Origin of the sequence: Agarivorans sp. (genome assembly GCF_050295395.1) — a bacterium.
Lineage (GTDB): Bacteria > Pseudomonadota > Gammaproteobacteria > Enterobacterales > Celerinatantimonadaceae > Agarivorans.
Map to the genome: position 1 here is coordinate 1 of NZ_JBNKPP010000281.1, position 12,073 is coordinate 12,073.

General features: G+C 44.6%; 11 protein-coding genes. 6 read left to right on the forward strand and 5 right to left on the reverse strand.

Translation table 11 applies throughout. The features are described from left to right. The first annotated feature begins 134 nt into the window (after positions 1-134). The 3 genes from rssA (at position 135) to ACQY6Q_RS16665 (ending at position 3,107) form a co-directional block, all read left to right on the forward strand. Positions 135-1,061, forward strand: coding sequence for a patatin-like phospholipase RssA (rssA, locus tag ACQY6Q_RS16655; protein WP_427983190.1), 927 nt, complete (start codon positions 135-137; stop codon positions 1,059-1,061). 175 nt (positions 1,062-1,236) lie between these two features. Then, a complete protein-coding gene (locus ACQY6Q_RS16660; RefSeq protein ID WP_427983192.1) occupies positions 1,237-2,178 on the forward strand; it encodes a YeiH family protein in 942 nt (313 codons plus the stop codon). A gap of 479 nt (positions 2,179-2,657) precedes the next feature. Then, on the forward strand, positions 2,658-3,107 hold the full coding sequence (locus tag ACQY6Q_RS16665) for a hypothetical protein (protein WP_427983194.1): 450 nt from the start codon (positions 2,658-2,660) through the stop codon (positions 3,105-3,107). Here the strand turns inward: ACQY6Q_RS16665 and ACQY6Q_RS16670 are convergent, their stop codons facing one another. The 4 genes from ACQY6Q_RS16670 to ACQY6Q_RS16685 all read right to left on the reverse strand — a co-directional run bounded on the left by ACQY6Q_RS16670 (position 3,108) and on the right by ACQY6Q_RS16685 (position 6,401). Further along, positions 3,108-3,932 (reverse strand): lipase family protein, encoded by an 825-nt coding sequence (locus tag ACQY6Q_RS16670; protein ID WP_427983195.1) that lies wholly within the window; start codon positions 3,930-3,932, stop codon positions 3,108-3,110. Positions 3,933-4,009: 77 nt separating this feature from the next. Continuing rightward, entirely contained in the window at positions 4,010-4,576 is a 567-nt protein-coding gene (locus ACQY6Q_RS16675; RefSeq protein WP_427983197.1) for a hypothetical protein, read from the reverse strand. After that, positions 4,576-5,388, reverse strand: a complete 813-nt coding sequence (locus ACQY6Q_RS16680) for an alpha/beta fold hydrolase (protein ID WP_427983199.1) — start codon at positions 5,386-5,388, stop codon at positions 4,576-4,578. Before ACQY6Q_RS16680 ends, ACQY6Q_RS16675 begins: the two co-directional genes overlap by 1 nt. Beyond that, complete coding sequence (locus ACQY6Q_RS16685; protein WP_427983201.1) at positions 5,388-6,401, reverse strand: M14 family zinc carboxypeptidase; 1,014 nt, start codon at positions 6,399-6,401, stop codon at positions 5,388-5,390. The genes ACQY6Q_RS16680 and ACQY6Q_RS16685 overlap by 1 nt, the downstream gene beginning before the upstream one ends. A 162-nt stretch (positions 6,402-6,563) precedes the next feature. On the opposite strand from ACQY6Q_RS16685, the gene ACQY6Q_RS16690 reads away from it, so the two are divergent. The 3 genes from ACQY6Q_RS16690 (at position 6,564) to ACQY6Q_RS16700 (ending at position 9,100) form a co-directional block, all read left to right on the forward strand. Continuing rightward, on the forward strand, positions 6,564-7,256 hold the full coding sequence (locus ACQY6Q_RS16690) for a sensor histidine kinase (protein WP_427983202.1): 693 nt from the start codon (positions 6,564-6,566) through the stop codon (positions 7,254-7,256). 32 nt (positions 7,257-7,288) lie between these two features. Further along, complete coding sequence (locus ACQY6Q_RS16695; protein ID WP_427983203.1) at positions 7,289-8,053, forward strand: DNA repair protein; 765 nt, start codon at positions 7,289-7,291, stop codon at positions 8,051-8,053. 87 nt (positions 8,054-8,140) lie between these two features. After that, complete coding sequence (locus tag ACQY6Q_RS16700) at positions 8,141-9,100, forward strand: methylenetetrahydrofolate reductase (RefSeq protein WP_427983204.1); 960 nt, start codon at positions 8,141-8,143, stop codon at positions 9,098-9,100. Positions 9,101-9,154: 54 nt separating this feature from the next. Here ACQY6Q_RS16700 and topA read toward each other — a convergent pair whose 3' ends face one another. Beyond that, complete coding sequence (topA, locus tag ACQY6Q_RS16705) at positions 9,155-11,791, reverse strand: type I DNA topoisomerase (protein WP_427983205.1); 2,637 nt, start codon at positions 11,789-11,791, stop codon at positions 9,155-9,157. Positions 11,792-12,073: the final 282 nt, after the last annotated feature.

Consider the following 12,073-nt stretch of genomic DNA (forward strand, 5'->3'; position numbering starts at 1 on the left):
CAATGATTAGCGAAACCAATTTAGCCCGCTGGCTTAAACCATTAAAACTAGCTTAACTCGGCAAAACCATTGAAACCCAACAGCTAATCAGCAACACTAAGTCAAACTAATAACACAACTTGGCAGGAAGCAAAGTGGCAAAAAAACGCGAACTAGTCGTTGGGCTCGCTCTAGGCAGTGGCGCAGCCAGAGGTTGGGCACACATTGGCGTTATCAATGCGCTAAAAGACATTGGGATCCAACCTCACGTGGTAGCGGGCTGCTCAATTGGCTCGCTAGTAGGTGCCGCCTATGCCTGTCAACGTCTGGATAAACTAAGCGAATGGGCCAGTAGCTTAACCAGTTGGCAAGTCTTTAATCTAATGGATTTTTCACTGAATCGTGGCGGGCTATTAACCGGCGAAAAAGTGTTTAATGCCGCAGAAGCCTATATTGGTAATGAACGTATTGAACAATTACCGATCCCTTTTGCTGCCGTAGCCACCGAACTCGAGTCTGGCAAAGAGATTTGGCTGCAAAAAGGACAAATACGCGACGCGGTTCGTTCTTCCTGTGCCATGCCTGGGTTAATGGCACCTTACCGACTAAATGATCAATGGCTGGTGGACGGTGCCGTGGTAAATCCTGTACCTGTATCACTATGCAGGGCAATGGGAGCCGATGTGGTGATCGCTGTTAACTTAAACAGTGACAAAACCCGCATCGATCTCTCAGAAAACCAATTACTAGAAGAAGTGGCCAGCAGCGAATCCAATCAGCCGTTCTGGCGTTTATTGGGCGGTGGCAAAGACTTTTTAAATTCTATGATAACCAATTTAAAACAACCCATCGCCAACCGCTCTCCGGGCATGATTGGAGTGATGTCGACTTCGATTAATATTATGCAAGAACGCTTAACCCGTACTCGCATGGCTGGCGATCCGCCGGATATTTTACTCTCTCCTAAGCTAGGCGATATCGGCATTATGGACTTTCACCGCGCCGAAGAAGCCATTGCTGAAGGTAAACGGGTGACTGAATTAATGCGCCCACAAATAGAAGAAGAAATACTTTATCGATAGTCACAAACAGCTTGCTGAATAATATTAATTTAAATAATCAATATTATTGATATAAGACAAATAAAAAACACAAAAACAATAAGTTAAACAAATATCATCGATTTTTCTCGCCTTGATTTAGTCGTTCCTCATAGCCCTCAAACACTTATAATGAGTTAACAATCTGAGGGCCGCTATGCAAGCAACAATTAAACATTTTAAGCTAAGTGACTGGGCCTGTATCGGCATCGCTTTACTCATACTAACACCAGTGATTAATGGCCCAGCGGCCCTGCTAATTGGCGCTAGTTTGGCTAATCTTGGCTACTCCCCTAAAAACCTGCAGTTAGCTAAAATAACCAAACGCTTGTTATCGTTTTCCATCGTTGGCCTGGGCTTTGGCATCTCCATCGATCAAGCTATTGAATATAGCCAGCAAGGCTTTGGCTTAATCGTTGGTTCTATTGCCATCACCCTAAGCCTAGGTTATCTATTAGGAAAATATTTAACCATAGAAAGAAAAACTGGCTATTTAATTTCAACTGGCACCGCTATTTGTGGTGGCAGCGCAATTGCCGCTGTTTCTCCCGCCATAGGAGCCAACAGTAAGCAAACCTCTTTAGCGCTAGCCACCGTATTCATCCTGAATGCCTGTGGCTTATTTCTTTTTCCGCTTATCGGTCACTTATTTGGCTTAAGCCAAGTGCAATTTGGTTATTGGGCCGCGATTGCCATTCACGATACTTCATCGGTGGTGGGAGCAGCAGCGGCTTACGGTGATCAAGCATTAGGTGTCGCCACCACAGTAAAACTGGCTAGAGCACTGTGGATTATTCCAGTGGCGTTAATCAGTGCATTAATATTTAAAGAAAAAGAAAGTAAATTTAAGCTGCCTTACTTTATTTTGTTTTACTTACTGGCCATCATTATCAGCAACTACCTACCCTACTTTAACTGGGTGTATGCCGGTATTTTTGAAGGCTCGAAACAACTGCTTAAAGTGTGCTTGTTTTTTATTGGCTACGGGTTAACCGCGAAAAGCCTGCGCTCAGCCGGCATAAAGCCGCTGTTATTAGGTGTATTACTTTGGATGTTTATTGCTAGCTTATCGCTGCTGGTGATTTACTGGTTCTATTAAGCCAATCTTGGCAGCTAAGGCCTCCATTCTTGCTATTGCTTGCACAGGGGTTTAACGCGCTTTCTATAGACTTTATAAGCCAATACCGCTAACAACAATATAAAAGAAAAGGCTTGCAGCAATGCGCTGATAAGCCCTTGGTAAAACCAAGATGAAATCAGGCTTATACCAACCAATAATAGAAATAATATATGCAATGTGCTGCCCTCCACATCGCTATCTTATCTCTGGTTGAAACGCTGACAAATTCAGTTTGCGCATAAGCTAGCACCGACGATTATATGCTCTAAGACCTTGTATAGACATTGAGTTCAAACTTTACTTGAACGTCAGTAAGCGCGCACCAAACAGACCGTGGAGCAATCTCTGGAACGCAGAGCGCCTATCCGCTAACCGATCTAAATAAGCAGAATAATAATTAGACATACGTCACGTTTTTGTTAGAATCGTCGCCACTTGACTAAAATACGGCAGCACCAATGTTTCAAACTTTGCTATATCGAATAATGTTTCCTTTTATCATTGCCTTATTGCTAATTACCTTAGCCATATTGGAAATGCAAAAGGTCACCTTGGCAAAGTTTTACGATAAACAACTGAGCGTTTCTGACTACTTAAACTGGTATGCCACCCACCCTGCTAATACTATTGACGCGTTGCAAATATTAAAAGCCCAGCAACCCGATCATCATGGAGGCACGACCCAAGATTGGTGTCCTGCGGTACATTCTGATAATGGCTTCGTGAGTATTACTTATTTAGATGACCAACCCGTTTGCTGTAATTTAGGTAAAGGGCAACGGTATGTTTACTATAAAGAAAATGAACAAGAAATAACCTTGTTATGTGGTCGCTGGCCAAGAACCGAAATTGTCAGTGTTGATAAAACTGGCATGCGCGCCGCTCAATCCTATCTTAATAGTTACTAATTAGTGCTCATCAAAAAAGTCTTTATTGCGAATGTATTTGCGCATGTAATGAAAGGTAAATGGCAACAACAGCCAGCTAACTAAAGACTTACTAAGACGATACCAAGTGGGTGTATTCTCATAGACTTTTTCATCGTGTAGCCAAAGCATCCGTCCTACATGCCAGTACAAAAATGGCAACGGAGGCAAAAAGGTTACAATGTCTAAGTCGCAGCAAATCCGGTAGGTTCTACGATGCAGTTTATAATGCTGCTTAAAATTCCATAAACCTGTGGCAGGCTGGCCAAAAGTGACCACCCTTTTTACCTTTTTCGGAAATCGATGTTCCAGCCTATCTGCCGCCAACACCGCCATACACCCACCAGAAGAGTGCCCGGTAAGGGTTATCCGCTTACCTTGTTCAATAAGAGGCTGCAATACAGATTCTAAACGTTGATAAACGGTGAAACGCTGTTTACTGCGACTTGGGCTACAACTGGTTTGTTCAAGTAATTGCAAGTAACCCCAATGAACATGATAGCAATGTTGGCCGAGCCAGTACTTTCTTGGAATACAAGCCAAATTGACCAGCCAATCAAACAGATTCATCGAACCGCGAAATACCACTATCACTTCTTCTTTGTTTTCCTTCCATAATACTCGCGTGGTAGAGCGCCCCCAACGGTCAAATACATCCTGATATTGATACTTGTCGAAAGGTAACTGGCTATACTGCAAGGCGGAAGGATAAGCCAAACGGCACAATACTGCGTAACGCTCGTACTGATAGCGTTTTAGTTTTTTAAGTTTTGCCGCAGGCTCTTGAGTAAAAGAAGAAATAAACAACTTGGCGCACCAACATCACAAGGTAGCCTATTGAAACATACCCTTCATAAATTAATATGACAGTTTTATGAAGAGCATCACTGCCGGTAATACTTAAGCCAGTATTGCTGTGCCCGATTATTATCGGGCTGTACCGGCTTAAATATGACTTCTTCGGCAACTTGCTGCATCACCACAAAACCATGAGACTCCATAGCCCCTTTTTCTGACACACTCAAACGCCCCCAAGCTTGGCTGAAATGTCTAAGAGAAGGAAACATTAAGCGCAAGCGTTGCATACTGCAGCTCTGACTATTACTGGTAATTTCTATTTGCAGCGCCAAATCGGACCAACTTGGGGTAGTTAACTGCTCAAGCTGTTGTTGAATATTCGCCGACCAAGCCAACTCCACCACTTGCAGCCTGCCGCGTAAAGGCGCTAATTGCTCAGCTACGCAGGCCTGATTTGACGGTAAGCTCAAGCTTACCGCGGGTTGTTGCGTCAACAAGGTAAAGGCTGAGCGAGTTTCGATAAGACTAAGATTTTCTACCTGCTCTAAGCGCAAGCTTAGCTTTGGGTAGGCACCATCGATGACCTCAATAGCCATTTGATTAGCCTGACCCAATAAAGGAAGCAAGCAAACAATGTAGATCCACCACTTCATTATGACCCATCCTTCTGTATTGAATGAAGCTCACTTGAGCTATCTTCAAGACTAGCAAACCACTGGTCGATTTGCTGGCACGTCCAACTTGGTGCGTCCAGAGCCAAGTCATGCCCAGCACTAGGATGACACCTTAACTCACACCCCCAGGTTTGTGCCATTACTTGACTACAGCGCACGTTCACCAATTGATCTCGACGACTCGCTAATAACAACAGCGGAACCGATGGCGCCAGCTCCAGTTTAAATCTTGCCGCCGCCACTAACTGTTTAAAAGCATTACTAAGGCTCACCGGACATTGTTCAGCCCAACTGCACCAATCATCCAACTCAGCTTGGTGCAACGTAGCAAAGCGAGAACTTAACTGCATGATTCGCCGCTCTCGACTCGCCGCAGTTCTGGCAAATATGCAGCCTAACAACTTGAGATAACTCTGATAATTGAGTCGTTGATAGAAGGGGGAAAACGCAGCGTTTGAAGGGTTGATGAGTAACATCGAATGCACTTCCTCTGGATGGGCTCTTGCCCAGTCTAAAGCCAACATCCCCCCCATAGAAATGGCTAACAAGTCGACGTTTCTCACATCCACGTCACACAAGCGAAGTTGGATTCGCAGGCTCTGTCTTAGCTCTGCAATATGCCACGCACTGGGTAAATGGCTAAGCTGCCCGTTACCTGGCACATCAAAGCTTAACACCGGTCGAGCAGGATAGCGCTGCTGAAGCAGTTGCTTAAACGCCCCCCAATGTCGCTGTTCCCGCACCAAACCACGCAGCAAGACTATCGGTCGTTGATTAAGAGCACATGCCATTAGCGATACCATAATTGTTTAGCTAAGACTTGGTAATGCTCCGCTTGCTCGTCGCTACTCAATAATGGCGCCGAAAAACACGCGTTCATAAGAAACTCCATTAACACTAAGTGACGCCTGAGTACCCGCTGTACTCGGTGTGGCTTCATCGGATGAAACAAACCTAAACTATTAAACATTTGCATTGGATTTTTCTTCAGCCAACGCCATGACCCCATTTCCAAGGTTAATGGTAAAAACACCCCTGGGTAGCTAAGTGACTGTTGATAACAATAGTCCCAAAGATCACCATGACAAACATAATGCTTGGTTTGCGGCTCAAATAAGTAATTTTGATGGGGGTAAGAACTAAAAAATAATTCTCGCAGCCGATAGATACTTGCAAGATCGGGCATTAATTGGCTAGCCGAATGGGCATAGGGAAACCACAGTCTATCGTTCTGGCCAAACCCACTGTGACAATCCAGTACTAAACTAAAGGAGCGTTGCAACAAGTTCTGCTGAACGATTGTTACGATGGCCTTAGTCTCACTTTCCATGGCTTGCCCCCGTTTTCCTCGATACCAAGGCAGGCTTGCACTAATTCGCTGCCCGCCAACTAAGAAGCTGGCCCCACCAGCAGCTTCAACCGGAGAGTTGCGCATTAAATCCACTCCATTTGCATTAGCGCGGCGCTGCATTAGCATGCCACAAGGATTAGCAATGGGAATGAAAGCGAGGTAAAACTGCTCCAATAGCTGCTGTAGCTGCTTGTCCCAGCTTAAGCGCTGTAGAATGCTAGAAAGAAAAGACAACACCACCTGACTACCGATGCGTTCAACGCCATGAATTCCCCCAACAAACATAATGCCCGGATTTGACAACGCCGGATTACCTAAACTGACCAACTGAACAGGGAAACGGCCCCTACTGCAATGCGGCTCTGCTAAGCTACTTACCTTGACCCTAGCTGCATACTTATCCAGCAAGAACTGTAATTGCTGCATTTCGGGAAAATCGCTTAAGTCTTGCATCCATGCCCCTGTTGCTATAATTGACCTACAAGGTCTAGCAAACCCGCATGACAAAAACATGACTTGGTTAGGCAAGAAGTTGACTAAAATTGCCGAAGTTATTGATTTTGCGAGAAAGCACGGCTTCAGTTACACTGCTCAATGTGTTTATAAGGGGTCATTATGCCGGTTAACGACAATCTCGATTTTTCTTCTGTATTAGCGACAGCGGTTCACGACATGAAAAACTCGTTGTGTATGTTAACGCAATCCACCGAATCCCTTGCCCAACGTTCTAAACAGCAAGGCCGAGAAGACAGTGAAGAGTTATCGCGTTTGCATTACGAAGTGTCACGGCTCAATGGTAGTTTGATGCAACTGCTTGCCTTATACCGTTTCGAAAAAGACCAAATGCCGATGACTATTGAAGAGCACTATCTCGAAGATCTGCTTAAAGACATCTATTACAAAAATCAAACCTTTATCGAACAAACCGGGTTAAAAGTCCTTGTTGACGTTGAACCCTCTCTCACCTGGTACTTTGACGGGCAGTTGGTTGATTACCTATTAAATGACATTGTGATCAACGCCCTTCGCTATTCGAAAAAACAAATTAAGATTTCTGCCAAACAGGCCGATAACTTCTTATGTATCCAAATCTTCGATGATGGAAGCGGATTTCCACAAGAAATAATTGACTTAGCTAAGGAAGACGTTGCTTCGCAAGTTGATTTTGTTAAAAATCGTAGTGGTTTAGGTTTATTTTTCGCAAAATTGATCGCTAAAGCACATATAAACTCAGGCAAGGTAGGTAAAATAACCTTAGAAAATGGTGGCTGCTTAGGTGGGAGCTGTTTTAGTTTATACCTTCCGTAATAGACAAACTTAAGGATTTTTTCGGTTAAATTATGGTATTTACCTTAATATTGCTTGGTGTTGGTGCACTGTTGTTTCTAGTTATTGCTTACAACATGATTCAACAATTTAAACAAAAACAAGAAGCCGAGCGTCGTTTAGCGGTAGCTAAGCAAAAAGCTATTATTAACGAAACCGAAGAGCTATTGCTGCACTCCTCTATTCTTCCTTACAGCAAAGTATTAGTTGAGCTGTTACATAAACGGATATACGAAGCGCTTAACCAAATTCAAACAGTTGATCCTAGCGTTAAAGGGCTACATAGCCGTTTACGAGCCACTAAAGAACAACTGAGTCAAATTAATACTGCTAGTGAAATCAGTGACAGTGCCTTTCGTGCCCCCGATACCGACAAAGACGCGCTGCAAATGCTGCAAATTGTAAAAAAAATACGTGCCGTGGTTCGCTCAGAACACGCCAAGGGGCGTTTAAATACCCAAGTATTTGTACTTGAAGATCGCCGCTTAGAATTGATGCAGTTAAAAGTAAACATTGAAAATGCCTTAAAACGGGCCATCGAAGCTCAAGCTCTACGTCAGTGGGGAACGGCTAGGCAGTTGTTAAACAAAGGTATTTCAGCACTCAACAATATTTCAGACCGGGACGCCTATCTAGAGCAAAAACTCCAAGACATGCTGCAAATGAATCAAGAAATGAGTGAAAAGCTCAAATCGGCCAGTCAGAAAGAAGCGCAAAGTTTAGCCGAAAAAGAAACCGACGAACTCGACGTATTATTCCAACCGAAAAAGAAATGGTAGGCTTCCTCCGCGTCGGCCACACAGTGTTAGACCTTCACCTAGCAGCTATGCCAGAATAGGCTCAAATAAAAATCACAGTAAACAACCATGCGCAAAACACTTCAACAAATATCTAAAGACCCGTTTCACGGGGTTTATTTTATTGGCACTACGCCGCCTAAACAAAATACCGATATTGAAAAAGTCAGCGACATCGCTGATAAACTATTATCACGTTTAGACGAGATCGATTACGACGGACTGATTGTTTACGATATTCAAGACGAAAGCAGCCGTATCGACAAACCGCGCCCCTTCCCCTTTATGCAAACCCATGATCCGCGGCTGTATGCGCAATTATTAATGCATAAGAGTCAGCGTTCGGTCATCACTTATAAAAGCGTTTCTCAGCGCAATGCCGAAGATTTTGTTGGCTGGCTAAAAGAAGCCTGGCATCAATACGGCATTCGTGACTTAGTGTTAGTGGGTAGCCCAGCAGCCAACCAAGAGATAAAACTCAGCCTAGCCGATGCCTATCAAGCGCTAGCCGACAACGCGCCCGAATTCTATCTAGGCGGTGTCACCATCGCCGAACGCCACGCAAAAAAAGGTGATGAGCATACTCGACTACTGCAAAAAACCGAGCAAGGTTGCCAATACTTCGTCACCCAAGCGGTGTATAACGCCCAAGCCACTATCGATATGTTGAGCCGTTACGCCCATGCTTGTCAGCAAAATCAGCTACAGCCACAACGGATCATTCTTACCTTCTCTCCCTGTGGCAGCGCCAAAACATTGGAGTTCATTGAGTGGCTGGGTATTTCGGTCCCTGAAGCCACCAGTCTGCGGATCCTCAACGCCGATAAGCCATTAAAAGAATCAATTCTTATTTGCTACAACAATTTGCTGCAAATCCTTGAGGCGGTATTACCTCTAGGGATCCCTTTAGGGCTGAACATTGAGAGTCTCACCAACCGTAAAGAAGAAATTGACGCGGCAATACTGTTGTACAAGTTGCTTAAAGCAACCATGGATAAAAAACTGGCGCAACTGCAATTAAATAGTTAATTTCGCTAGCTAAACCGCAATAAAAAAGGAAGCCAATCGGCTTCCTTTTTTGCTTTAATCCTTGGTCTTAGGCTTTTTACGCTTATCTTCAGCGACCCATTTTCCATCGCTAAAATATGCTCGCCAGCCGGTAGGCTTACCTTCTACCTCACTGCTAATGTATTGCTCTTTGGTTTTACGGCTATAACGAATTACCGTTTTCACTCCGTCAGGATCGGCAATTGGCCCGTCTGCCAAATAGTAGAACTTTTCTGGAAGTCGGTCTTTAAAGCGCTTTAGTTCTTCCACCAATGGCGCCCGAGTTTCACGAGAACGCGGGAAATTACTGGCGGCCATAAACAGTCCTGAGGCACCATCACGTAATACAAAATAGGCATCACTGTTTACGCAAGGTAATTCGGGCAAATGCACCGGATCTTCACGTGGCGGCGCCACTTCACCGTTTTTCAAAATTTTTCGAGTATTACTGCAGTCTTCACCGGTACAGGCCATGTATTTACCAAAACGTCCGGTGCGCAATTGCATATCGCTGCCACATTTTTCGCATTCTACGATCGGACCATCGTATCCCTTAATTTTAAAGCTGCCCTGCTCTACGATATAACCTTCACAATCGGGGTTATTACCGCACACGTGCAGTTTACGCTTTTCATCAATCAGGTAGCTATCCATTGCGGTACCACAAATAGGGCAACGTTCTTTAGCTCGCAGGGCTTCGGTTTCTTGCTCTTCGGCATCTGCGGCTACCGCTTCTTCTCCGGGGATCAAGTTAATGGTGCATTTACAGCGCTCTTTCGGCGGTAAGGCATAACCAGAGCAACCTAAGAATACCCCGGTACTCGCGGTGCGGATCCCCATTGGCCGCTGACAATCAGGACATTCAATATTGGTGATAACTGGGGTATTGCTGCGCATCCCTTTTTCATCATCATCGGCTGTAGTGAGCTGCTTTTTAAAGTTTTTATAGAACTGATTTAATACCTGTTTCCACTCAAAGTTGCCGTCAGCCACTTCATCCAAGCGTTCTTCCATTTCAGCGGTAAAATCATAGTTCATTAAATCTTGGAAACTTTCGCAAAGCCGTTCCGAAACGATTTCACCCATTTTCTCTGCATAGAAACGGCGCCCTTCGGTACGCACATAACCACGGTCTTGAATGGTAGAAATAATAGAGGCATAAGTAGATGGACGACCAATGCCGCGTTTTTCCAGTTCACGAACCAACGAGGCTTCGTTGAAGCGCGCTGGCGGTTTAGTGAAATGCTGTTTTGGGTCTAAAGCCACTAATTCTAGTGGATCCCCCTGAGCTACAGCGGGTAATACCCCATCTTCGCCTTTATTCGCTTTACCAACAGGCTGAACGCGAGTCCAACCATCGAACCGTAAAATTTTTCCTTTGGCGCGTAATTCAAAATCACCGGCAGTGACGGTTACAGTGGTGGCATCGTATTGTGCATCGGTCATTTGACAAGCCACAAACTGGCGCCAAATAAGGTCATATAACTTAGCCGCGTCGTTATCAACACCGTCTAATTGTTTGCTGGTTACATTCACATCAGAAGGGCGGATCGCTTCGTGCGCTTCCTGAGCACCTTCTTTGCTGGAATAGCGCAGTGGGTTTTGTGGTAGGTAGTTAGCTCCGAAATTATCGTCGATATAGCCTCTAACCGCCTCTACAGCGTCATTACTCAGGTTTGTTGAGTCAGTACGCATATAGGTAATATAACCCGCCTCATAGAGGCGCTGAGCCAACATCATGGTGCGCTTTACACCAAAACCTAAGCGGGTGCTAGCGGCTTGCTGCATTGTTGAAGTGATATAAGGAGCCTTGGGTTTAGACCGGGTCGGCTTATCTTCACGCTTGGTTACTTGATATTGAGCATCTTTAAGGCTGGCCACCGCTTGTTCGGCTTGTGCTTTATTAATTGGCTTAAACGCTTGCCCTTGTTGTTTAGCGACTTCTAAGCGCAGCGCTTCTCCTTGTTGGGTTGCAAGGTCTGCATGAATATCCCAAAACTCTTCAGGAACAAAGGCTTTAATCTCGCGCTCTTTTTCTACCACCAAACGCACCGCCACCGATTGTACTCGGCCAGCGGAAAGCCCGCGCGCGATTTTCTTCCACAACAAAGGAGACACCATGTAACCCACCACACGGTCAAGGAAGCGTCTCGCCTGCTGGGCGTTCACCCGATCCATGTTTAGTTCACTTGGATGAGAAAAAGCATCTTTAATCGCGGTCTTAGTAATTTCGTTAAAAACCACACGCTTAAAGCGACTATCATCACCACCAATCACTTCTTTTAAGTGCCAGGCAATGGCCTCTCCTTCGCGGTCCAAATCGGTTGCGAGATAAATAGTATCAGCATTCTCGGCTAAACTTTTTAATTCGTTAACCACTTTTTCCTTACCCGGTAAGATCTGGTAGTTAGCTTTCCAGTCTTTTTCCGGATCAACGCCCATTCTAGCGACTAAGGCTTTTTGATCTTTTGCTTTCTTTAGCTTGGCTTTTTCTTCAGCACTTAAGCCCTTGGTTGACACCGGCGCGGCTTTTTTCTTAGTAGTACTGCTGCCACTGCTAGGCAAATCACGTATATGACCCACACTTGACTTCACCACATACTGGCGTCCCAAGTATTTATTAATCGTTTTTGCTTTAGCTGGTGACTCCACGATTACCAGAGATTTACTCATATTGTTCTTTTTTTACCATTGGGTCCGCTTAGTTGGACAACTAAGAGAAGTAATAGATATTTGTTCTTTTTTATATTGCGCGAGAGTTGCCACAGGTCAATAACTTTTTTAAATCTTTGGCTTATTGGGTGAATAATTAAGCGCTCGACCACAAAGATACAAACTGTTAACATCGCAACCTCATCATTATTGCGTAGAGTTATACGCTTGATTTTCGATTTTCGCCAATATAATTAACCATTGGCATGAAATTTTTTCACAGCAAGCGCGCTCGCATATAAA